This is a genomic window from Bradyrhizobium sp. CSA112 (genome assembly GCF_029051645.1).
GTDB lineage: Bacteria > Pseudomonadota > Alphaproteobacteria > Rhizobiales > Xanthobacteraceae > Bradyrhizobium.
The window spans coordinates 38,344-60,287 of sequence record NZ_JAACFS010000024.1 but is presented as its reverse complement, the minus strand read 5'-3'; the positions used below and the strand labels follow the sequence as shown (position 1 = coordinate 60,287).

Annotated in this window: 18 protein-coding genes; 15 read left to right on the top strand and 3 right to left on the bottom strand. The window is 63.0% G+C overall.

All coding sequences use genetic code 11. The features are described 5' to 3' along the window. The first annotated feature begins 66 nt into the window (after positions 1-66). The 11 genes from thpR (at position 67) to GWE18_RS29160 (ending at position 13,335) form a co-directional block, all read left to right on the top strand. Entirely contained in the window at positions 67-603 is a 537-nt protein-coding gene (thpR, locus tag GWE18_RS29210; protein WP_057855043.1) for an RNA 2',3'-cyclic phosphodiesterase, read from the top strand. A 187-nt stretch (positions 604-790) separates the two neighbouring features. Further along, positions 791-1,975, top strand: a complete 1,185-nt coding sequence (gene zapE / locus GWE18_RS29205) for a cell division protein ZapE (protein ID WP_275189177.1) — start codon at positions 791-793, stop codon at positions 1,973-1,975. Positions 1,976-2,227: 252 nt separating this feature from the next. Further along, positions 2,228-3,196 carry a malate dehydrogenase gene (gene mdh, locus GWE18_RS29200; protein ID WP_275189176.1) on the top strand — a complete coding sequence of 323 codons (969 nt, stop codon included), beginning with the start codon at positions 2,228-2,230 and terminating at the stop codon, positions 3,194-3,196. A gap of 133 nt (positions 3,197-3,329) precedes the next feature. Then, positions 3,330-4,526 carry an ADP-forming succinate--CoA ligase subunit beta gene (gene sucC / locus GWE18_RS29195; protein WP_275189175.1) on the top strand — a complete coding sequence of 399 codons (1,197 nt, stop codon included), beginning with the start codon at positions 3,330-3,332 and terminating at the stop codon, positions 4,524-4,526. A 2-nt stretch (positions 4,527-4,528) separates the two neighbouring features. Then, positions 4,529-5,005: a DUF1579 family protein gene (locus GWE18_RS29190; RefSeq protein ID WP_275189174.1), complete on the top strand. Its 477-nt coding sequence runs from the start codon at positions 4,529-4,531 to the stop codon at positions 5,003-5,005. Between the two features lie 39 nt (positions 5,006-5,044). Then, a complete protein-coding gene (gene sucD, locus GWE18_RS29185; RefSeq protein ID WP_275189173.1) occupies positions 5,045-5,929 on the top strand; it encodes a succinate--CoA ligase subunit alpha in 885 nt (294 codons plus the stop codon). A 135-nt stretch (positions 5,930-6,064) separates the two neighbouring features. Beyond that, on the top strand, positions 6,065-9,022 hold the full coding sequence (locus tag GWE18_RS29180; protein ID WP_275189172.1) for a 2-oxoglutarate dehydrogenase E1 component: 2,958 nt from the start codon (positions 6,065-6,067) through the stop codon (positions 9,020-9,022). 139 nt (positions 9,023-9,161) lie between these two features. Further along, the gene (gene odhB, locus GWE18_RS29175) at positions 9,162-10,403 is read left to right on the top strand and encodes a 2-oxoglutarate dehydrogenase complex dihydrolipoyllysine-residue succinyltransferase (RefSeq protein WP_275189171.1); all 1,242 of its coding nucleotides are present in this window, start codon (positions 9,162-9,164) and stop codon (positions 10,401-10,403) included. Positions 10,404-10,485: 82 nt separating this feature from the next. Further along, the gene (locus GWE18_RS29170; RefSeq protein WP_275189170.1) at positions 10,486-11,232 is read left to right on the top strand and encodes an SDR family oxidoreductase; all 747 of its coding nucleotides are present in this window, start codon (positions 10,486-10,488) and stop codon (positions 11,230-11,232) included. A gap of 34 nt (positions 11,233-11,266) precedes the next feature. Continuing rightward, the gene (lpdA, locus tag GWE18_RS29165; protein WP_275189169.1) at positions 11,267-12,667 is read left to right on the top strand and encodes a dihydrolipoyl dehydrogenase; all 1,401 of its coding nucleotides are present in this window, start codon (positions 11,267-11,269) and stop codon (positions 12,665-12,667) included. A gap of 137 nt (positions 12,668-12,804) precedes the next feature. Then, positions 12,805-13,335 carry a hypothetical protein gene (locus tag GWE18_RS29160; protein WP_275189167.1) on the top strand — a complete coding sequence of 177 codons (531 nt, stop codon included), beginning with the start codon at positions 12,805-12,807 and terminating at the stop codon, positions 13,333-13,335. Between the two features lie 141 nt (positions 13,336-13,476). Here GWE18_RS29160 and GWE18_RS29155 read toward each other — a convergent pair whose 3' ends face one another. Together GWE18_RS29155 and GWE18_RS29150 are read right to left on the bottom strand one after the other, a co-directional pair. After that, positions 13,477-14,067 carry a DUF4337 domain-containing protein gene (locus GWE18_RS29155; protein WP_275189166.1) on the bottom strand — a complete coding sequence of 197 codons (591 nt, stop codon included), beginning with the start codon at positions 14,065-14,067 and terminating at the stop codon, positions 13,477-13,479. A 118-nt stretch (positions 14,068-14,185) separates the two neighbouring features. Next, positions 14,186-15,157, bottom strand: a complete 972-nt coding sequence (locus GWE18_RS29150; protein WP_275189165.1) for a tyrosine recombinase XerC — start codon at positions 15,155-15,157, stop codon at positions 14,186-14,188. 154 nt (positions 15,158-15,311) lie between these two features. Between GWE18_RS29150 and GWE18_RS29145 the strand changes: the two genes are divergently transcribed. After that, positions 15,312-17,522 (top strand): primosomal protein N', encoded by a 2,211-nt coding sequence (locus GWE18_RS29145; RefSeq protein ID WP_275189163.1) that lies wholly within the window; start codon positions 15,312-15,314, stop codon positions 17,520-17,522. A gap of 199 nt (positions 17,523-17,721) precedes the next feature. Here the strand turns inward: GWE18_RS29145 and GWE18_RS29140 are convergent, their stop codons facing one another. Then, on the bottom strand, positions 17,722-18,213 hold the full coding sequence (locus GWE18_RS29140; protein WP_275189162.1) for a septal ring lytic transglycosylase RlpA family protein: 492 nt from the start codon (positions 18,211-18,213) through the stop codon (positions 17,722-17,724). A 644-nt stretch (positions 18,214-18,857) separates the two neighbouring features. Between GWE18_RS29140 and GWE18_RS29135 the strand changes: the two genes are divergently transcribed. The 3 genes from GWE18_RS29135 to GWE18_RS29125 all read left to right on the top strand — a co-directional run bounded on the left by GWE18_RS29135 (position 18,858) and on the right by GWE18_RS29125 (position 21,921). Continuing rightward, positions 18,858-19,418 carry a F0F1 ATP synthase subunit delta gene (locus GWE18_RS29135; protein WP_275189161.1) on the top strand — a complete coding sequence of 187 codons (561 nt, stop codon included), beginning with the start codon at positions 18,858-18,860 and terminating at the stop codon, positions 19,416-19,418. After that, on the top strand, positions 19,418-20,947 hold the full coding sequence (gene atpA / locus GWE18_RS29130; protein ID WP_057854785.1) for a F0F1 ATP synthase subunit alpha: 1,530 nt from the start codon (positions 19,418-19,420) through the stop codon (positions 20,945-20,947). Before GWE18_RS29135 ends, atpA begins: the two co-directional genes overlap by 1 nt. 92 nt (positions 20,948-21,039) lie before the next feature. After that, positions 21,040-21,921, top strand: coding sequence for a F0F1 ATP synthase subunit gamma (locus GWE18_RS29125; RefSeq protein ID WP_275189159.1), 882 nt, complete (start codon positions 21,040-21,042; stop codon positions 21,919-21,921). Positions 21,922-21,944 lie beyond the last annotated feature (23 nt).

The following is a 21,944-nucleotide window of genomic DNA, read 5'->3' as shown; positions in this document are numbered from 1 at the left end:
GTCACCGGGCGCTGTTACAGGACATGGTCCTTTTCAAGGTCATGCCCAAGCATCGGGAGTCATGCGATGCCACGTTTGTTTGCTGGACTGGAAATTCCGGCCGAGATCGGCCAGAGCCTTTCCAATTTGCGCGGCGGCCTTCCTGGCGCACGCTGGATCGATCCCGAAAATTATCACGTCACCTTGCGCTTCATCGGCGATATCGACGGCATGTCGGCGAATGAAATCGCCTCGATGCTGTTTCGGATCAACCGCAAGCCGTTCGAGGTCAAGGTGCAGGGCCTGCAGAGCTTTGGCGGCAAGAAACCGCGCGCGGTGGTCGCGTCCGTCGAGCCGAGCCGGCCGCTGATCGAGCTGCAGGCCGAACTCGAGCGGCTGATGCAGCGGCTCGGACTCGATCCGGAGGGGCGAAAATTTATCCCCCATGTGACGCTGGCGCGGCTGCACGACGCCTCAAGCCAGGACGTTGCCGATTATCTCTCGGTGCGCGGCTACTTCCCGAGCCGGACGTTTATGGCTTCACGCTTCGTGTTGTTCTCCTCGCGCGCTTCCACCGGCGGCGGGCCGTATGTGGTCGAGGATTCCTACGCGCTGAGTGCGTGAGATGCCGATACGTAGCCCGGATGGAGCAAAGCGAAATCCGGGATAAATCCGCCGGCTGGCGAGACCGTCCCGGATTGCGCTGCGCTCCATCCGGGCTACGGGCCTGCGCGTGACAGGCTATGTTTGCATACCCCCAACATCAATTCACGGCTTGCAATTTCCGCACGCTTGAGGCCGAAAGGGGGCCATGCTGTCGACCGACCCCACCTCGTTCCGCGCGCAATATCAGGCGCTGGTTTCCTCCGGAGCGATCGAAGCCGATCCCGCGCAGGCTGAGGCAGCCGAGGCGTTCACTGCGCTTGAAGAGCGGCTGTCGAGCTACAAGCCGTCGCGCAAGCTAAGCCTGCTTGGCCGGCTGTTCGGCGACAAGAGCGAGCCGCCACCGCGCGGGCTTTACGTTCACGGCGAGGTCGGCCGCGGCAAGACCATGTTGATGGACCTGTTCTTTCAGCAAAGCGCGGTCCAGCTCAAACGCCGCGCCCATTTCCACGAATTCATGGCCGAGGCGCATGAGAAGATTTACGCCTATCGCCAGAACATCGCGCGCGGTGAAATTGCAGACGGCGACGTGATCGAGCTGACAGCCAACGCGATCTTCGACGAGGCGTGGCTTTTATGCTTCGACGAATTCCACGTCACCGACATTGCCGATGCAATGATCCTCGGGCGGCTGTTCGCCAAACTGTTCGAACTCGGTACCGTGGTTGTGGCGACGTCGAACGTTGCGCCCGAAGACCTCTACAAGGGCGGCCTCAACCGCGCGCTGTTCCTGCCCTTCATCACGCAGATCGCAGATCACATGGACGTGCTGCGGCTCGATGCGCGCACGGATTTCCGTCTGGAAAAGCTCGCCGGTGTGAAGATGTGGCTGGTGCCGCCGGATGACGAGGCCGGCGCCGCGCTCGATCGCGCCTGGCGCAAGATGACCGGCAATGCGCCGTGCAAGCCGCGCGACATCACGATCAAGGGCCGCATTCTGCACGTGCCCTGTTCAGCGCACGGCGTCGCGCGATTTTCTTTTGCCGATATCTGCGAAAAGCCGCTCGCCGCCTCGGACTATCTGCGCCTGGCGCATGATTATCACACCATCCTGATCGACCGCATTCCGGTGATGGACTACGCCGAGCGCAACGCCGCCAAGCGATTCATCTCGCTGATCGATACGCTTTACGACAACGCCGTGAAGCTGATGGCGTCGGCCGAGGCCGATCCGGTGTCGTTGTATCTGGCAACCGATGGCGTCGAGGCCAACGAGTTCAAGCGGACTTCCTCGCGGCTGATCGAAATGAGTTCGGAATCCTACCTCGCGCTCCCGCATGGCCGGAAGGATTCCGCGGCGAGCGGGTCGAGTACGGGGCTGGTGGAGACGTAGTCTTCTCTGTCATTCCGGGGCGCGCGACAGCGCGAACTATGGGGCGCCCTTGCGCCCCTGAGAATCTCGAGATTCCGGGTTCGATGCTGCGCATCGCCCCGGAATGACAGCGCTTCCTGGCATACCTGACCGAAATCGAGGCTGGGCCTTAGAATTGGGCACGCCCCGGCTTGAACCGGTCATTCGAAAGGGATAACCACCCATCCGGCTGACTATCCACCCTCATCTTCGTCTCAGAAGGACAAATTTCCCATGGCGCGCGACAAGATTGCTTTGATTGGCTCCGGTCAGATCGGCGGAACGCTGGCTCACCTCATCGGCCTGAAGGAGCTCGGCGACGTCGTGATGTTCGACATCGCCGAGGGCGTGCCGCAGGGCAAGGCGCTCGACATCGCACAATCTTCCCCGGTCGACGGTTTCGACGCCAATCTCACCGGCGCCAATTCCTATGAGGCGCTCGATGGCGCCAAGGTCTGCATCGTTACCGCCGGCGTGCCGCGCAAGCCCGGCATGAGCCGAGACGATCTCCTGAGCATCAACCTCAAGGTCATGGAACAGGTCGGCGCCGGCATCAAGAAATATGCCCCCGACGCGTTCGTCATCTGCATCACCAACCCGCTGGACGCGATGGTATGGGCGCTGCAGAAGGCTTCGGGTATGCCGCACAAGAAGGTGGTCGGCATGGCCGGCGTGCTCGACTCCGCGCGCTTCCGTTACTTCCTGGCCGATGAATTCAACGTCTCGGTCGAAGACGTCACCGCTTTCGTGCTCGGCGGCCACGGCGATACCATGGTGCCGTTGACGCGTTATTCCACCGTCGCCGGCATTCCGCTACCCGACCTCGTCAAGATGGGCTGGACCTCGCAGACCCGCATCGACGAGATCGTCGACCGCACCCGCAACGGCGGCGCCGAGATCGTGAACCTGTTGAAGACCGGCTCGGCGTTCTATGCGCCCGCCGCTTCCGCGGTGGCGATGGCGGAAAGCTACCTGAAGGACAAGAAGCGCGTGCTGCCCTGCGCCGCCTATCTCAACGGCGAATACAGCGTGAAGGACATGTATGTAGGCGTTCCCGTCGTCATCGGCTCGAGGGGCGTCGAGCGTATCGTCGAGATCGAACTGGCCGGCAAGGACCGCGAAGCCTTCGACAAGTCGGTTGGGGCCGTTCAGGGCCTGGTCGATGCTTGCAAGAAGATCGCGCCCGACTTGCTCGGCCGTTGATTTTGCTCGGCTTTCGCCCCTTCGCCGGGGCGAAAGCGGTTTCAGGGTTGCAGTTCTGTTGGTATATGGTATGCCAACTACCAATGCCGGTGAACTGTAGAACTCGCCGCTAAGGGTTTTGGGGAGCGTCCAGATGAATATCCATGAATACCAGGCCAAGGCTTTGCTGCATGAATTCGGCGTGCCGATTTCGCGCGGCGTGCCTGTGTTGAAGGCCTCGGATTCTGAGGCTGCCGCCAAGCAGCTTCCCGGCCCGATCTGGGTGGTGAAGAGCCAGATCCATGCCGGCGGCCGCGGCAAGGGCAAGTTCAAGGAAGCTACCGCCGGCGACAAGGGCGGCGTCCGCATCGCCAAGTCGGTCGGTGAGGTCAACGAATTCGCCAAGCAGATGCTGGGCGCAACGCTGGTCACGGTACAGACCGGCCCCCACGGCAAGCAGGTCAACCGCCTCTACATCGAAGAAGGCTCCGACATCGACAAGGAGTTCTATCTCTCGATCCTGGTCGACCGCGAAACTTCCAAAGTGGCATTCGTGGTCTCGACCGAAGGCGGCGTCAACATCGAGGACGTCGCGCACAACAATCCTGAGAAGATCGTCACCTTCTCGGTCGATCCGGCGACCGGCATCATGGGCCACCACGGCCGCACGGTGGCGAAGGCGCTCAATCTTTCCGGCGATCTCGCCAAGCAGGCGGAGAAGCTGGTGGTGCAGCTCTATAACGCCTTCACCGCCAAGGACATGGCGATGCTGGAAATCAATCCGCTGGTTGTCACCAAGCAGGGCCAGCTCCGCGTGCTCGATGCGAAAGTGTCGTTCGACGACAACGCCATGTATCGCCATCCCGAAGTCGCTGCGCTGCGTGACGAAACCGAAGAAGACGCCAAGGAAATCGAAGCGTCGAAATACGATCTCAACTACGTCACGCTCGACGGCACCATCGGCTGCATGGTCAACGGCGCCGGTCTTGCCATGGCGACCATGGACATCATCAAGCTCTACGGCATGGAGCCCGCGAACTTCCTCGACGTCGGCGGCGGCGCCAGCAAGGAGAAGGTCGCGGCAGCCTTCAAGATCATCACCGCCGATCCCAACGTGAAGGGAATCCTGGTCAACATCTTCGGCGGCATCATGAAATGCGATATCATCGCCGAAGGCGTGGTCGCGGCCGTCAAGGAAGTCGGCCTGAAAGTGCCGCTGGTGGTTCGGCTCGAAGGCACCAATGTCGACGCCGGCAAGAAGATCATCCGCGAAAGCGGCCTCAACGTGGTGCCGGCCGACAATCTCGATGACGCCGCGCAGAAAATCGTGAAAGCCGTCAAGGGAGGCTAGCGATGGCTGACCATCTCGCCGCACCGACACCGCTGGAAGAACACCGCAGGCTCGCGGTTTTTGCGGGCGAGTGGACCGGCGAGGAAATGGTTTATCCGTCGCGCTGGACCGCCGGCGGTCCGGCGACTTCGCATGTGGTCGCGCGCATGGATCTCAACGGTTTCTATCTGATCCAGGACACCCGCCAGACGCGCGACGGCAAGGAAAGCTTCGCGACGCATGGCGTGTTCACCTACGACCGCGACGACCGGACCTACAAATTGTTCTGGCACGATTCGCTCGGCTACTATTCGCCGGCGCCGGCCTCCGGCGGCTGGGCCGGCAAGTCGCTGGTGCTCGTGCGCGGCTCGCTGCGCGGCAATGCGCGCCACGTCTATGAGGTCGTCGACAACGACAACTACACCATGAAGATCCAGTTCTCGCCTGATGCCGAAGGATGGGCCGACGTGCTCACCGGCGTCTACCGGCGGATTCATTAAACCCATCGTTCCCGGTCACCTACGAAAGCGTCCTCAACCATGTCCGTTCTGATCGACAAGAATACCAAAGTCATCTGCCAGGGTTTTACGGGCAAGAACGGCACGTTCCATTCGGAGGCCGCGATCGCTTACGGCACCAAGATGGTCGGCGGCACCTCGCCGGGCAAAGGCGGTTCGACGCATCTCGGCTTGCCTGTCTTCGACACCGTTCGTGAGGCGCGCGAGAAGACCGGTGCTGACGCCAGCGTGATCTACGTGCCGCCGCCGGGTGCGGCGGACGCGATCTGCGAAGCGATCGATGCGGAAATTCCGCTGATCGTCTGCATCACCGAGGGCATTCCGGTGCTCGACATGGTCCGCGTGAAGCGTTCCCTGTCGGGCTCGAAATCGCGCCTGATCGGGCCGAACTGCCCGGGCGTCATGACCGCGGGCGAATGCAAGATCGGCATCATGCCGGCCAACATCTTCAAGCCCGGCAGCGTCGGGATCGTTTCGCGCTCGGGCACGTTGACCTATGAAGCAGTGTTCCAGACCACCCAGGAGGGCCTCGGCCAGACCACCGCGGTCGGCATCGGCGGCGACCCGGTCAAGGGCACCGAATTCATCGACGTACTGGAGATGTTCCTGGCTGACCCCAAGACCACCTCGATCATCATGATCGGCGAAATCGGCGGTTCCGCCGAGGAAGATGCCGCCCAGTTCATCAAGGACGAGGCCAAGCGTGGCCGGAAAAAGCCGATGGTCGGCTTCATCGCCGGCGTCACCGCCCCTCCCGGCCGCCGCATGGGCCATGCCGGTGCGATCATCTCCGGCGGCAAGGGCGACGCCGGATCCAAGACGGCGGCCATGGAAGCGGCCGGAATTACGGTCTCTCCGTCGCCGGCACGGCTTGGGCACACCCTTGCCGAAAAATTGAGGTCTTAATTCAATTCTTGGTTCTTTTCGGGGCGAAAGTTCGCGGCGAATGGGGTAAAGGGTTCTTTATCTCGCTGATCCGGTTTCCGGATCGGTCGATGCGCCGTTTACTATGCGCAAACTGAAAATCACCAGGACGCCACCATGTCTCGCCAGGACGCAAACGCAGCATTTGCCCTTTCTTCCTTTTTGCAGGGCACCAACGCCACCTACATCGACGACCTCTACGCCCGCTACGAGCAGGACCCCGCGTCGGTCGACACCGACTGGCGGGATTTCTTCAAAAGCCTGAAAGACACCCCCGCGGATGTCCAGAAGAACGCCGAGGGCGCTTCCTGGAGCCGGGACAACTGGCCGCTCACGCCGCAAGACGAGCTGACCTCCGCGCTGGACGGCAACTGGATCACCGTCGAGAAGCAGGTCGGCGCCAAGCTCGCCGCCAAGGCGCAGGCCAGGGGCGCCGAGCTGTCGGCTGCCGACGTCAACCAGGCGACCCGCGATTCGGTCCGCGCCCTGATGCTGATCCGCGCCTATCGCATCCGCGGTCATTTCTTCGCCAAGCTCGATCCGCTCGGCATCGAGGCGCCGCGCGATCGCGAGGAACTCGATCCGCGCACCTACGGCTTCACCGACGCCGATTTCGACCGCAAGATCTTCCTCGACCACGTGCTGGGCCTCGAATACGGCACGCTGCGCGAGATCGTCGCGATCTGCGAGCGCACCTACTGCCAGACGCTCGGCGTCGAGTTCATGCACATCACCAACCCGGCGCAGAAGGCCTGGATCCAGGAGCGCATCGAGGGGCCGGACAAGGAAATCAGTTTCACGCGCGAGGGACGCCGCGCGATTCTCAATAAGCTGGTCGAAGCGGAAGGGTTTGAGAAGTTCTGCGATCTCAAGTTCACCGGCACCAAGCGCTTCGGCCTCGACGGCGCTGAATCGCTGATCCCCGCGCTCGAGCAGATCATCAAGCGCGGCGGCAATCTCGGTGTGAAGGAGATCGTGCTCGGCATGCCGCATCGCGGCCGGCTCAACGTGCTGACCCAGGTGATGGGCAAGCCGCACCGCGCGCTGTTTCATGAATTCAAGGGCGGCTCCGCCAACCCGGACGCGGTCGAAGGCTCCGGAGACGTCAAATACCATCTCGGCGCGTCGTCCGACCGCGAGTTCGACGGCAACAAGATCCATCTGTCGCTGACGGCGAATCCGTCGCATCTCGAAATCGTCGATCCCGTCGTGCTCGGCAAGGTCCGCGCCAAGCAGGACCAGCATGGCGATCCGCCGGACATGCGCATTTCCGTGCTGCCCATGCTGATGCATGGCGACGCGGCATTCGCCGGCCAGGGCGTCGTGGCGGAGTGTTTCAGCCTGTCCGACCTGAAGGGCTACCGCACCGGCGGCTCGCTGCATTTCATCGTCAACAACCAGATCGGCTTCACCACCTATCCACGCTACTCGCGCTCCTCGCCCTATCCGTCCGATGTGGCGAAGATGATCGATGCGCCGATCTTCCACGTGAACGGCGACGATCCGGAAGCAGTGGTGTTCGCGGCCAAGGTTGCGATCGAATTCCGGCAGAAGTTCCACAAGCCTGTCGTCATCGACATGTTCTGCTACCGCCGCCATGGCCACAACGAGGGCGATGAGCCGGCGTTTACCCAGCCGGTGATGTACAAGCGGATCGCCTCGCATCCCTCGACGCTGGAAATCTACGCCAGGCGGTTGATCGCCGACGGCGTGATGACCGAGGGCGAAGTCGACAAGGCCAAGGCCGACTGGCGCGCGCGGCTGGATGCCGAGCTCGAGGCCGGCTCGGGCTACAAGCCGAACAAGGCCGACTGGCTCGACGGCAAATGGGCCGGCTTCAAGTCCGCCGACCAGGAAGAGGACGCCCGCCGGGGCGTCACCGGCGTCGACGTCAGCATTCTCAAGGATATCGGGCGCAAGATCACCAAGGTGCCGGACGGCTTCCGGGTCCACCGCACCATCCAGCGCTTCCTCGACAATCGCGCCAAGGCGATCGACAACGGCGTCGGCATCGACTGGGCGACCGGCGAGGCGCTGGCGTTCTGCACGCTTATGCAGGAAGGCCATCACGTCCGGCTGTCGGGACAGGACTCCGAGCGCGGCACCTTCTCGCAGCGCCATTCGGTGCTGATCGACCAGGAAGACGAGAGCCGCTACACGCCGTTCAACCATCTCGGCCACGACCAGGGTCATTACGAGGTTATCAACTCGCTATTGTCCGAAGAGGCGGTGCTCGGCTTCGAATACGGCTATTCGCTCGCCGAGCCGAATGCGCTGGCGATGTGGGAAGCGCAGTTCGGCGACTTCGCCAACGGCGCGCAGGTGCTGTTCGACCAGTTCATCTCATCGGGCGAACGCAAATGGCTGCGCATGTCGGGCCTCGTCTGCCTGCTGCCGCATGGCTATGAAGGGCAGGGGCCGGAACATTCCTCGGCGCGGCTCGAGCGTTTCCTGCAGATGTGCGCCGAAGACAACATGCAGGTGGTGTATCCGACCACACCGGCGAATTACTTCCACGTGCTGCGGCGTCAGTTGCATCGGGAGATCCGTAAACCCCTGATCATGATGACGCCGAAGTCGCTGTTGCGCCACAAGCGCGCGGTCTCGCGGCTCGACGAGCTCGGCAGGGACACGACCTTCCACCGCATCTTGTACGATGACGCGCAGATGCTGCCCGACGAGAAGATCAGGCTGGTGCGGGACGACAAGATCCGCCGCGTCGTGCTGTGCTCGGGCAAGGTCTATTACGATCTCTACGAGGAGCGTGAGAAGCGCGGCATCGACGACATCTACATCCTGCGCGTCGAGCAGCTTTATCCGGTGCCGCTGAAGGCGCTGGTGCAGGAACTCGGCCGCTTCAAGAATGCCGAAGTGGTCTGGTGCCAGGAAGAGCCGCGCAACATGGGTTCATGGCACTTCATCGAGCCCTATCTCGAATGGGTGCTGAACCAGATCCATGCGCCGAACCGGCGTCCGCGTTACGCCGGCCGCGCGGCGTCGGCGGCAACCGCCACCGGTTTGATGTCGAAGCATCTGGCGCAGCTCAAGGCGATGCTGGACGAGGCGCTGAACTAGCAATTTATCATTTGTCGTGCCCCGCGAAGGCGGGGCACCCAGTACGCCGTGCCGCCCGTTTTGATCACGACCGTCTCGGGATACTGGATCGTCCGCCTACGCGGACGATGACGGCACCAACGATTGAGGAAACTATACCATGACTGAAATTCGTGTTCCGACGCTCGGCGAATCCGTGACCGAGGCCACCATCGGCCGCTGGTTCAAGAAGGCCGGCGAAGCGGTAGCGGTGGACGAGCCGTTGGTCGAGCTTGAGACCGACAAGGTCACCATCGAAGTACCAGCGCCGTCGGCCGGTGTGCTCGGCGAGATCGCGGCCAAGGACGGCGAGACGGTCGCCGTCGGCGCGCTGCTCGGGCAGATCAATGACGGCGCGGCCGGCGGCGCCAAGCCGGCCGCGGCCGCGCCGGCCAAGGCCGCCGCCGCGGCTGCAGCGCCAGCCGCCGCGCCTGCTGCGGCCCCGAAGGCTGCGGCATCGGATGCGCCGCTGGCGCCGTCGGTTCGCAAACTCTCCACTGAGAGCGGCATCGATGCCGCGACCGTTCCCGGCTCCGGCAAGGACGGCCGCGTCACCAAGGGCGACATGCTGGCCGCGATCGAGAAGGCGGCGTCAGCGCCGACCCCGGTCAATCAGCCGGCCGCCTCGGTGCAGGTGCGCGCGCCGTCGCCTGCCGACGATGCCGCGCGCGAAGAGCGCGTGAAGATGACACGGCTGCGCCAGACCATCGCGAGGCGGCTGAAGGACGTTCAGAACACGGCCGCGATGCTCACGACCTTCAACGAGGTTGACATGAGCCACATCATGGCGATGCGGGCGCAATACAAGGACGTGTTCGAGAAGAAGCACGGCTCGAAGCTCGGCTTCATGGGCTTCTTCACCAAGGCAGTCGTGCAGGCGCTGAAGGATATCCCGGCGGTCAACGCCGAGATCGACGGCACCGACTTGATCTACAAGAACTACTACCACATCGGCGTCGCCGTCGGCACCGACAAGGGCCTGGTCGTGCCCGTGGTGCGCGACTGCGACCACAAGTCGATTTCCGATATCGAAAAGTCGATCGCCGATTTCGGCCGCCGCGCCCGCGACGGTCAGCTCAAGATCGACGAGATGCAGGGCGGCACCTTCACCATCACCAATGGCGGCATCTACGGTTCGCTGATGTCGACGCCGATCCTGAACGCGCCGCAGTCCGGCATCCTCGGCATGCACAAGATCCAGGAGCGGCCGATGGTCGTCGCCGGCAAGATCGAGGTGCGTCCGATGATGTATCTGGCGCTGTCCTACGATCACCGCGTGATCGACGGCAAGGAAGCGGTGACCTTCCTGGTCCGCGTCAAGGAGAGCCTCGAAGATCCGGCGCGCCTGGTGCTGGATCTCTAACGCCACCGGCTTCGCCGGCGCCGGTGCGAAAGGCCGGAGTCGCGAGCCGTGGATCGATGCGCGCTGATTTGTGGGGGCTAATGTGACAGACAAAGTTGTTGTGATCACCGGCGGCAGCCGCGGCATCGGCCGCGCCACCGCGCTCGCTGCCGCCGCGCGCGGCTTTCGCGTCGTGGTCGGCTACGCCAGCAATCAGGCGGCGGCGAACGAAGTCGTCTCGCTGATCGAACGCAGGAACGGCAAGGCGATTGCCGTGCAATGCGATGTCGGCAGCGAGGCGGATATTCTCGCGCTGTTCAAGGCCGCTGATGAATTCGGTACGCTCGGTGCGCTCGTCAACAATGCCGGCATCGTCGGGCCCTCGGCTCGCGTCGAGGACATGTCGGCTGAACGCATCCAGCGCATGATGGCCGTCAACGTCACCGGCAGCATTCTTTGCGCGCGTGAGGCGGTGAAGCGGATGTCGACCCGCAAGGGCGGCGAGGGCGGTGTCATCGTCAATCTTTCCTCGGTCGCGGCGAAACTCGGCTCGCCTAATACGTATGTGGATTATGCGGCTTCCAAGGGCGCGGTGGATTCCTTCACCGTCGGCCTCGGCCACGAGGTCGCCGGCGAAGGTATTCGCGTGGCAGCGATCCGGCCCGGGCTGATCGACACCGAAATTCATGCGAGCGGCGGCGAACCTGATCGCGCGCATCGGCTCGCACATATGGTGCCGATGCAGCGCGTCGGCACCGCGGAAGAAATCGCCAACGCCATCGTCTGGCTGATCTCGGACGAGGCTTCCTACGTCACCAGCGCCATCCTTGATGTCTCGGGCGGGCGGTAATACCTGACACGTTTCTCGGCTACAGGACTTCATCATGGCTTCCTACGATCTCGTCGTCATCGGCACCGGTCCGGGCGGATATGTCTGCGCGGTGCGCGCAGCGCAACTCGGCATGAAGGTCGCCGTGGTCGAGAAGAACGCGACGCTGGGCGGCACCTGCCTCAATGTCGGTTGCATGCCGTCGAAGGCGCTGCTGCATGCCTCCGAAATGTTCGAGGAAGCCGCGCACTCCTTTGCCAAGATGGGCGTCAGCGTCTCCACGCCGAAGCTCGATCTGCCCGCGATGATGAACTTCAAGCAGCAGGGCATCGACGGCAACGTCAAGGGCGTCGAGTTCCTGATGAAGAAGAACAAGATCGACGTTCTGAAAGGCACCGGCAAGATCCTCGGGACCGGCAAGGTAGAAGTCAGCGGCGACGGCAAGACCGCGACGGTTGAGGCCAGGAACATCGTCATTGCCACCGGCTCGGATATCGCGCGGTTGAAAGGCATCGAGATCGACGAAAAGCGCGTTGTGTCGTCGACCGGCGCGCTGTCGCTGGAGAGAGTGCCGGAAAAAATGCTGATCATCGGCGCCGGCGTAATCGGCCTCGAGCTCGGCTCGGTGTGGCGCCGGCTGGGGTCGGAAGTCATGGTCGTCGAATTCCTCGACCGCATCTTGCCCGGCATGGATGGCGAAGTGGCGAAACAATTCCAGCGCATGCTCGAAAAGCAGGGCTTTGCGTTCAAGCTCGGCGCCAAGGTTACCGGCGTCGATACGTCGGGCAAGACGTTGATGGTCAAAGTCGAACCAGCGGCAGGCGGAACTGCGGAAACGCTGGAAGCCGATGTGGTTCTCGTCTGCATCGGTCGCGTGCCCTACACCGAAGGGCTGGGCCTGAAGGAAGCCGGCATCGCGCTCGACAATCGCGGGCGCGTGCAGATCGACGCGCATTTCTCGACCACCGTGAAGGGCGTCTATGCGATCGGCGACGTGGTCGCGGGTCCGATGCTCGCGCACAAGGCCGAGGACGAGGGCGTCGCCTGCGCCGAGATCATTGCGGGACAGGCAGGCCACGTGAACTACGATGTGATCCCGGGCGTTGTGTACACCACGCCGGAAGTGTCGTCGGTCGGCAAGACCGAGGAAGAGCTGAAGCAGGCCGGCGTGGCCTACACGTCTGGCAAATTTCCGTTCACCGCCAACGGCCGCTCCAAGGTCAACCAGACCACTGACGGTTTCGTGAAGATTCTCGCGGATGCGAAGACCGATCGCGTGCTCGGCGTGCACATCGTCGGACGCGAAGCCGGCGAAATGATCCATGAAGCTTGCGTTCTGATGGAGTTTGGTGGTTCTGCCGAAGATCTGGCGCGCACGTGCCATGCCCACCCGACACGCTCGGAAGCCGTCAAGGAAGCTGCGCTTGCGATCGGGAAACGCGCCATCCATATGTGATCGGAGCCCGGTATATAGCGGGTAGAGCATGATTGCAGGGCCGGTATCCGATTTCCTGAAAAGATCATGCTTTGAACGCAGAAATAGAGCGCGGCGACCAATCAATGAACGTCATTCCGCTCCAGAGATAACGATCGATGATGCGCCGCCTGCTTAAGCCGTTCTGGGTCCTGCTTGCGGTCATCTTCCTGATCGAAGCCTGGCTGTGGGATCATCTCGAGCCGATCGTCGAGCGCATCGTTGCGCTGATCCCGCTCCGCGCATTCAAGCGATGGCTGTCCGATCGTGTCGATACGCTGTCGCCGGCGATGACGCTGATCGTATTTGCCGTGCCGGTGATCCCGCTGTTTCTGCTCAAGCTGGTCGGGCTCTGGCTGCTGGCGCATGAATATTGGGTCAGCGCCGCCGTCGTTATCGTGTTCGGAAAATTCGTCGGCGTCGGCGTTACCGCGTTCATCTTCGACGTGACGCGGTCGAAGCTGCTGCAGATGGCGTGGTTCAAGACGATCTATGAATTCATCATGGCGATGCGCGCCAAGGCGGCCGCTCTGGTCCAGCCGATCAAGCAGCGTATCCGGGAAATCCTGCGTGGCGACGGCGAGGGCTGGTCGTCCCGCACGCTGCGGCTGATCGCGCGTTTCCGCAAGAGCGTGCACGAAGCGCGGTAGGGATTCTCGTTGTCATCGCCCGCGAAGGCGGGCGATCCAGTATTCCAGAGACGTCAGAGACCGAACCGAGAGGCCGCGGCGTACTGGATGCCCCGCTTTCGCGGGGCATGACACCGGAAGCAATTCGACAAACCCCGCCACTCAATGCAGATGCAACAGATGCGGCGCGTAGAGGCCAAGCGCAGTAATTCCAATGCCTGCGATCGCCAATATGCCTGATACCCAGGCCAGCACGATCATGCCGGTGATGATGGTGGCGGACGCCAGCACGATGCCGATCTGGAAGGCGGCCGAGGCGATTTCGTAGTGGTGGTATTTTGCGGTCGCGTCGTCGCGCTGGTGTTCGGCCTGCTTGGCGCGCTTGGCGAGTTCTTCCGAACCTTCGCCGGTTTCCGGCTCCGAACGGTAGCGTGCCGCGGTCTTGTTCCAGTCGTCGATCTGCTTCTGCAGCGCCGCCTTTGCGGCATCGTCGCCGACGGTCCCGAGGCTGAGCTTGGCGTGCTCGGCGGTGGCCTGCACCACGGTGCGGCGGATGCTCTTGGCCTGGAAGAACGCCCAGAGGTTCGAGGCCTCGACATTCTTGCTGATGGCTTCGGTCTGCGCACCCTTGCCCAGCGTTTCCGACAGCGCCAGAAACAAGGCGATCACGGCGATCAGCAACGCGATCTTCTTGTTCGAGCCTGAAGCGTGCTCGGCGTGTTCCGCATGCTCCATGCTTTCATGTGCGCCCATTGATTCCTCTCCTGCCGACTGACGCGCGCACGATTGCCGGAACCGCAATGCGAGCGCAAGAGGCTAGCTTAAGAGGCTATCGATGTGACGGGAGTGTGTCGGCGGGGTATGCGGGCGTTCACCCCCGCGGATGCGCGCTCTTGTACACTTCCAGCAGCCGTTCGCTGTCGATGCCGGTATAGATCTGCGTTGTCGAGAGCGAGGCGTGGCCGAGCAGTTCCTGGATCGCGCGCAAATCGCCGCCGCGGCTCAGCAGGTGGGTGGCGAAGGAATGCCGCAGCGCATGGGGCGTGGCGCTGTCGGGCAGGCCGAGCGCGCCGCGCAGCCGCTCCATGGTGAGCTGGATGATCCGCGGCGAAAGCGGTCCGCCGCGCGCGCCGACAAAAATCGGACCGGCCGGGGGAAGCGAATGCGGGCACATCGCAACGTAATCGGCAATCAGCATCAGCACGTTCTGCAGCACCGGCACCATCCGGGTCTTGTTGCCCTTGCCGGTGACGATGAGGACGTCGCCTTCGCCCGGTTTGGGCACGTCCTGGCGCTTCAGTCCCAGCGCTTCGGAAATGCGCAGGCCTGATCCATAAAGCAGCGCCATTACCGCGGCGTCGCGCGCGAGAATCCAAGGATCACGTTCCTCGCCGGCGCGTTCGTCGGCATCGGCAAAGCGCTTGGCGGCGGCCATCTGGATTGGCTTCGGCAGGCTTTTTGCAATTTTGGGCGCGCGGATCGCGGACAGGGCGCCGACCTTGCCCTTGCCTTCCCGCTCGAGATATCGCCCGAACGAACGCAAGCCCGCCAGCGCCCGCATCAGCGAGCGTCCGCCGATGTCGTCGGCGCGGCGCATGGCCATGAAGGCCCTGACGTCGGTGGCCTCCAGCGCCGCAAACCCTTTCAGCGTGACCTTCCTGCCCCAGTGCTCGCTGAGGAAAATGAGGCATTGGCGGAGGTCGCGGGCGTAGGCTTCGAGCGTCTTTGGCGACAGCCGCCGCTCGGCGCGCAGATGCGTCAGCCACCGCGCCATCTCCAGCGCGAGGCCCTCGTCGGCGCAGTCGAGCCCGATCGGTTGAGGTGCCGGAACTTGCTTGGCCATCAGCCTTGCCTTGGAGTTTGCCTTGGGACTTCTCTTGGAGCTTCACTTGGAGACGGTGATTCAACGCATTATATCGCACCTCTTTCGTTTACCGTTCGCTAACTTGGCGGCGCGGCGCTAGCCTTACCCTGGACACCTCAAGCCTGATTCCCTGATGGACCACGCCACCCGCGAATCCTACTCCTCCGCATCGGCGACCCGCGTCGTCGACGTGCTGGTGCCGGTCGCGCTCAATCAGAACTATTCCTACCGCGTGCCGCGCGGCATGGAGCTGAAGCCCGGCGACGTCGTCTGCGTGCCGCTCGGTCCGCGCGAAGTGGTGGCCGTGGTGTGGGCGGAGAACGCCAATCCCGATCCGCGCCTGCACAACCGCCTGAAGGATGTCGGCGAAAAGCTCGATGTGCCGCCGCTAAAGCAGGAACTGCGCAGCCTCGTCGATTGGGTTGCCACTTACACGCTCTCGGCGCGCGGCATGGTGCTGCGCATGGCGTTGCGGATGGGCGAAAATCTCGGGCCCGAGCGGATGCGCCTCGGCGTGCGGCTGGTCGGCGAACCGCCGCGGCGCTTGACGCCGGCGCGGCGGCGGCTGATCGAGGTGCTGTCGGACGGACTGCTGCACGGCAAGTCCGAGGCGGCGCGGGAAGCCGGTGTCAGCGCCGGCGTGATCGACGGCCTGGTCGATGAGGGGACGCTTGCCGTCGAGGCAATGCCGCCGCCGCTCGCGCCGCCGGCGCCCGATCCAGCTTTCGCGCAGCCGGAATTTTCCAGCCAGCAGCGCACGGCAGTCGATGCGATGCGGGCGCTCGCCGCCAACGGCTCTTTCCACGTCGCGCTGCTCGACGGCGTTACCGGTTCGGGCAAGACGGAAGTCTATTTCGAGGCGATTGCCGAAATCATCCGCCGCGGAAAGCAAACGCTGATCCTGATGCCGGAGATCGCGCTCACCGGGCAATTCCTCGACCGCTTCGCCCAGCGCTTCGGCGTGCGTCCTTTGGAATGGCACTCCGAACTGACGCCGCGCACGCGGCAGCGCAATTGGGCTGCGATATCGGCAGGCGAAGCGCCGGTCGTGGTCGGCGCGCGCTCGGCGCTGTTTCTGCCCTATGCGGATTTGGGCCTGATCATCGTCGATGAGGAGCACGACCAGGCCTACAAGCAGGATGACGGCGCGCATTACCACGCCCGCGATATGGCGGTAGTGCGCGCGCATATCGCCAAAATTCCGATCGTACTGGCGTCCGCGACGCCGTCGGTCGAAACCGAAGTCAACGCGCGCAAGGGTCGCTATCAGCGCGTCGCGCTGCCGTCGCGCTTCGGTGGCCAGCACATGCCGCATATCGAGGCGATCGATCTGCGCCGCGCCCCGCCGCCGCGCGGTCGCTTCATTTCGCCGCCGCTCGCCGGGCAGATTCAGTTCGCGATCGAGAAGCGCGAGCAGGCGCTGCTGTTTCTCAACCGCCGCGGCTACGCGCCGCTGACTTTGTGCCGGGCTTGCGGCCATCGTTTTGCGTGCACGATCTGCGACGCCTGGCTGGTGGATCATCGCTTTCGCCAGCGGCTGGTCTGTCACCATTGCGGCTTCTCGATGCCGCGCCCGAACATCTGTCCGCATTGCCAGGCCGAGGAATCGCTGGTCGCGGTCGGTCCGGGCGTCGAGCGGCTGCAGGAGGAGGCGGCTTCGCTGTTCCCGAATGCGCGCACCATGGTGCTGTCGAGCGACCTGATCACCTCGATCGAGACCATGCGCAGCGAGCTGAACGAAATCGCGGAAGGCCGCGTCGACATCATCATCGGCACGCAACTGGTGGCGAAGGGGCATAACTTTCCGCGGCTCAATCTGGTCGGCGTCGTCGATGCCGATCTCGGCCTCGGTAATGGCGACCCGCGCGCCGCCGAGCGGACGTTCCAGTTGCTCAACCAGGTGATCGGCCGCGCCGGCCGCGATCAGGGCCGCGGCGTCGGCTATCTGCAGACCCATCAGCCCGAACATCCCGTGATGAAGGCCTTGGTCGCAAGCGATCGCGAAGCGTTCTATGCCAGCGAGATCGACGCGCGCGAGCGCACCGGGTATCCGCCGTTCGGCCGGCTCGCCAGCCTGATCATCTCCGCCGGTGATCGCCCGACCGCTGAAGGTTTTGCGCGCCGGCTTGCCGCTGTCGCGCCGATCGACGAGCGCATCCAGGTGCTCGGCCCCGCCGAGGCGCCACTCGCGGTCATCAAGGGCCGCTACCGGTTCCGCCTGCTGGTGAAGTCGCTGCGTAATGTCGATCTATCGGAATATTTGCGCGAATGGCTTGCGGCCGGGCCGAAGACCAAGGGCAATCTCAAGCTCGAGGTCGATGTCGATCCGCAGAGCTTTTTATGAGCCGTCATTCCGGGGCGCGACGAAGTCGCGAGCCCGGAATCCATCGTGCAGCAGGTGCATGCAGTGAAATGGATTCCGGGCCCGCGCCAAGTGGCGCGTCCCGGAATGACGGAGCAAACACAAAAAAGCCTGCCGTCATTTGCGACGGCAGGCCCTTGTTGCCGCGGAAAGTTCCGCAGGCGGTTACGCAACGCAACGCTTACATGAGCTCGGCGGTGACGTGGCCGACGCCGGCACCGGTCAGGCCGATGGCGCGGGCGGCACCCGTGGACAGGTCGAGCACGCGGCCCTTGATGAAGGGACCACGGTCATTGATCGTGACGACGACGCTCTGGCCGCGATGGGTCACCCGGAGCTTGGTGCCGAACGGCAGCGAGCGGTGGGCCGCCGTCATGGCGTTCTGGTTGAAGCGCTGACCGGAGGCGGTCTTGCTGCCGGATTCATTGCCGTAAAAGGACGCCCTTCCCGCGAAGCTGCGCCCGCCCGAAGGGCCGGTTGAGGCATTGGCGTCCAGCCAATTGCTGCTCTTGGCCTTGTGAGCGTGGGCGTGATGGGAATGGTGGCGGTGATGCCTGGATTTGGCGGAAGCCTCGGAGACGCTGCCACCGACCAGAAGAGTTGCGGCGATCAACGCGAGCGCCGTTCGCGACCGGGTTAGAGTTCCCAGTACCGCATTATTGATATGCAACATTAAACTAGTCCCTCAGATAGTATTTGCCACATACGTGACAAATGGAACCCCCGTCCCAACTTCAGGGGGCCGTTTGATGAGGCAATGAGGCATGAATTGGGCAGTAAATCGGGAATGTATCGCGCTTACATATCTTGTTACCGTCGAACGATATTCCGTAATCTTGCGCGTTAATAGATTTTTAACCGATCCAATACTTCCTATTACTTAACAATACAGTCATCACACATCGAGTAAAGATTTGCGCAAGTAATGATCAAATGGAGGCGAGCCGCCCGATTCGTTCCGAACGCTAGCGGTCATAGCGGCCATGCAAATACGGATGGAACGAATCGGCTGGTCGGAGACCGCCCCAGATCGCCTGCAACCGCCGGAGTCGAAATTCCGGCGCGCTGATCCCCCATCAAGCTGCTTCGACCGGGCCTGAAAATTGACGCGCGACAAGGCATCGCCTGCATGCGCGGTCATGTTGCACCTGCGCGCTTGCTATGTTAGCAAAGCCGCGATTTTAACGATCCCGGCACCTCTCGTGCCGGTCGAAAATCGAAGTCCCGCTTGAATTCCAAGGGCTTGGATCGCTAGGCGCCGCTACCCGTGGCGACGGTTTTTCCCTTGCGAGTTTGACAGCAAAAAAGAGCGAGTCTGTGGCTGCTGAAGATCCGTCCGTTTCGGGAGTGTCCGGCCGTTATGCTACGGCCTTGTTCGAGTTGGCGCGCGACGAGAAATCCGTCGACGCGGTAAAGGCCGATCTCGATAAATTCGAGGCCATGCTGAACGAGAGCGCCGATCTCAGGCGCCTCGTCCGCAGCCCGGTCTTCTCGGCAGATGCACAGGCAAAGGCGCTCAATGCCGTGCTCGACAAGGCCGGAATTACCGGCACCTCCGCCAAATTCCTTAAAGTGCTGACCGCCAATCGCCGGCTGTTCGCCGTCGCCGATGTGATCCGCGCCTTCCGTGCGCTGGTGGCGAAGTTCAAGGGCGAGGCAACCGCCGACGTCACCGTCGCCGAACAGCTCAATGACAAGAATCTCGACGCGCTGAAGACCGCACTGAAATCGGTGACGGGCAAGGACGTCGCGCTCAACGTGAAAGTCGATCCCTCCATTATCGGCGGCCTGGTGGTCAAGCTCGGCAGCCGCATGGTGGATAGTTCGCTTCGCACCAAACTCAATTCGATCAAGCACGCGATGAAAGAGGCAGGCTGATGGACATCCGCGCCGCGGAAATTTCCGCGATCCTCAAGGACCAGATCAAGAATTTCGGCCAGGAGGCTGAGGTCACCGAAGTCGGGCAGGTGCTGTCCGTCGGTGACGGTATCGCCCGCGTCTACGGTCTGGACAACGTCCAGGCCGGTGAAATGGTCGAGTTCGAGAACGGCACTCGCGGCATGGCGCTGAACCTGGAGACCGATAACGTCGGTATCGTGATCTTCGGCGCCGACCGTGAAATTAAGGAAGGCCAGACCGTCAAGCGCACCCGCGCGATCGTCGACACGCCGGTCGGCAAGGGGCTGCTCGGCCGCGTGGTCGACGCGCTCGGCAATCCGATTGACGGCAAGGGCCCGATCCAGGCCGACAAGCGCATGCGCATCGACGTCAAGGCGCCCGGCATCATTCCGCGCAAATCGGTCAACGAGCCGATGGCGACCGGCCTCAAGGCGATCGATGCGCTGATCCCGATCGGCCGCGGCCAGCGTGAGCTGATCATCGGCGACCGCCAGACCGGCAAGACCGCGATCGCGCTCGACGCCATCCTGAACCAGAAGCCGCTCAACGCGACCGGCGATGAGAAGATCAAGCTGTATTGCGTCTACGTCGCGATCGGCCAGAAGCGTTCGACCGTCGCCCAGTTCGTCAAGGTGCTCGAGGAGCAGGGCGCGCTGGAATATTCGATCGTCGTCGCTGCCACCGCGTCCGATCCGGCGCCGATGCAGTACATCGCACCGTTCACCGGCTGCACCATGGGCGAATATTTCCGCGACAACGGCATGCACGCCGTCATCATCTATGACGATCTGTCCAAGCAAGCCGTCGCCTACCGCCAGATGTCGCTGTTGCTGCGCCGTCCGCCGGGCCGCGAAGCCTATCCGGGCGACGTGTTCTATCTGCATTCCCGCCTGCTCGAGCGCGCGGCGAAGCTGAACGACGAGCACGGTTCGGGCTCGCTGACGGCGCTGCCGGTCATCGAAACCCAGGCCAACGACGTGTCGGCCTACATCCCGACCAACGTGATTTCGATTACCGATGGCCAGATCTTCCTCGAAACCGACCTGTTCTTCCAGGGCATCCGTCCCGCGGTGAACGTCGGTCTGTCGGTGTCGCGCGTCGGATCATCGGCGCAGACCAAGGCGATGAAAAAGGTCGCCGGCAAGATCAAGGGTGAGCTGGCGCAGTACCGCGAAATGGCGGCGTTTGCGCAGTTCGGCTCCGACCTCGACGCCTCGACCCAGCGCCTGCTCAACCGCGGCTCGCGCCTGACCGAACTTCTGAAGCAGCCGCAGTTCTCGCCGCTGAAGATGGAAGAGCAGGTCTGCGTGATCTGGGCCGGCACCAACGGCTACCTCGATCCGCTGCCGGTCGCCAAGGTGCGCGGGTACGAGGACGGACTGCTGTCGCTGCTGCGAGGCAAGCACGTCGAGATCCTCAACAGCATCCGCGAAAGCCGCGATCTCAGCGACGACACTGCCGGCAAGCTGAAGACGGTGGTCGAGGGCTTTTCCAAGACGTTTGCTTGATTTGCCGTCGTGGCCCGGCACACAGCCGGGCCTGACGAAAGAGTGGCTTGCGGTCGGGTCACCAAGGACCTGATCGCCGGGGTGAACTAAGAATGGCTTCACTGAAAGATATGCGGGTCCGCATCGCCTCCACCAAGGCGACGCAGAAGATCACCAAGGCTATGCAGATGGTGGCGGCGTCAAAGCTGCGCCGCGCGCAGACCGCCGCCGAAGCGGCGCGGCCCTACGCCGAAAAGATGGATGCGGTGATCTCCAACATCGCCAATGCCGCCGCCGGTTCGCCCGGCGCACCGCCGCTGCTGGCCGGCACCGGCAGGGATCAGGTGCATCTCTTGCTGGTCTGCACCGGCGAGCGCGGCTTGTCCGGCGCCTTCAACTCGTCGATCGTGCGTCTGGCGCGCGAGCGTGCGCTGTCGCTGCTTAGCCAGGGCAAAGAGGTCAAGATTTTCTGTGTCGGCCGCAAGGGCTACGAGCAGCTCCGCCGCACCTTTGAGAAGAACATCGTCGAGCATGTCGACCTGCGCTCGGTTCGCCAGCTCGGCTTCGTCAATGCCGAAGACATCGCAAAAAAGGTTCTGGCGCGCTTCGATGCCGGCGAGTTCGACGTCTGCACACTGTTCTATTCGCGCTTCAAATCCGTGATCTCGCAGATCCCGACCGCCCAGCAGATTATTCCGCTGGTGGTGGAGGCGCCCGCCGCCAATGCCGGCCCGCCCACGTCTTACGAATACGAGCCGGAAGAAGACGAGATTCTGACGCGCCTGCTGCCGCGCAATCTCGCGGTGCAGATCTTCCGTGCGTTGCTCGAAAACAACGCCTCTTTCTACGGCGCGCAGATGAGCGCGATGGACAACGCCACCCGCAACGCCGGCGAAATGATCCGCAAGCAAACCCTGGTCTACAACCGAACCCGTCAAGCCCAGATCACCAAGGAGTTGATCGAGATCATCTCCGGCGCCGAGGCTGCGGTCTAGCGCACGAACCAACCGACGGTCGT

What these genes read in the sequence shown, in the direction of transcription:
- GWE18_RS29190 (WP_275189174.1), top strand. Translation starts at nt 4,529, where the DNA reads ATGGCTGACCATCTCGCCGCACCGACACCGCTGGAAGAACACCGCAGG.
- atpA (WP_057854785.1), top strand. Translation starts at nt 19,418, where the DNA reads ATGGACATCCGCGCCGCGGAAATTTCCGCGATCCTCAAGGACCAGATC.
- lpdA (WP_275189169.1), top strand. Translation starts at nt 11,267, where the DNA reads ATGGCTTCCTACGATCTCGTCGTCATCGGCACCGGTCCGGGCGGATAT.
- GWE18_RS29150 (WP_275189165.1), bottom strand. Translation starts at nt 15,157, where the DNA reads ATGGCCAAGCAAGTTCCGGCACCTCAACCGATCGGGCTCGACTGCGCC.
- sucD (WP_275189173.1), top strand. Translation starts at nt 5,045, where the DNA reads ATGTCCGTTCTGATCGACAAGAATACCAAAGTCATCTGCCAGGGTTTT.
- GWE18_RS29140 (WP_275189162.1), bottom strand. Translation starts at nt 18,213, where the DNA reads ATGTTGCATATCAATAATGCGGTACTGGGAACTCTAACCCGGTCGCGA.
- GWE18_RS29155 (WP_275189166.1), bottom strand. Translation starts at nt 14,067, where the DNA reads ATGGGCGCACATGAAAGCATGGAGCATGCGGAACACGCCGAGCACGCT.
- GWE18_RS29180 (WP_275189172.1), top strand. Translation starts at nt 6,065, where the DNA reads ATGTCTCGCCAGGACGCAAACGCAGCATTTGCCCTTTCTTCCTTTTTG.
- zapE (WP_275189177.1), top strand. Translation starts at nt 791, where the DNA reads ATGCTGTCGACCGACCCCACCTCGTTCCGCGCGCAATATCAGGCGCTG.
- GWE18_RS29160 (WP_275189167.1), top strand. Translation starts at nt 12,805, where the DNA reads ATGATGCGCCGCCTGCTTAAGCCGTTCTGGGTCCTGCTTGCGGTCATC.
- GWE18_RS29125 (WP_275189159.1), top strand. Translation starts at nt 21,040, where the DNA reads ATGGCTTCACTGAAAGATATGCGGGTCCGCATCGCCTCCACCAAGGCG.
- mdh (WP_275189176.1), top strand. Translation starts at nt 2,228, where the DNA reads ATGGCGCGCGACAAGATTGCTTTGATTGGCTCCGGTCAGATCGGCGGA.
- sucC (WP_275189175.1), top strand. Translation starts at nt 3,330, where the DNA reads ATGAATATCCATGAATACCAGGCCAAGGCTTTGCTGCATGAATTCGGC.
- thpR (WP_057855043.1), top strand. Translation starts at nt 67, where the DNA reads ATGCCACGTTTGTTTGCTGGACTGGAAATTCCGGCCGAGATCGGCCAG.
- odhB (WP_275189171.1), top strand. Translation starts at nt 9,162, where the DNA reads ATGACTGAAATTCGTGTTCCGACGCTCGGCGAATCCGTGACCGAGGCC.
- GWE18_RS29145 (WP_275189163.1), top strand. Translation starts at nt 15,312, where the DNA reads ATGGACCACGCCACCCGCGAATCCTACTCCTCCGCATCGGCGACCCGC.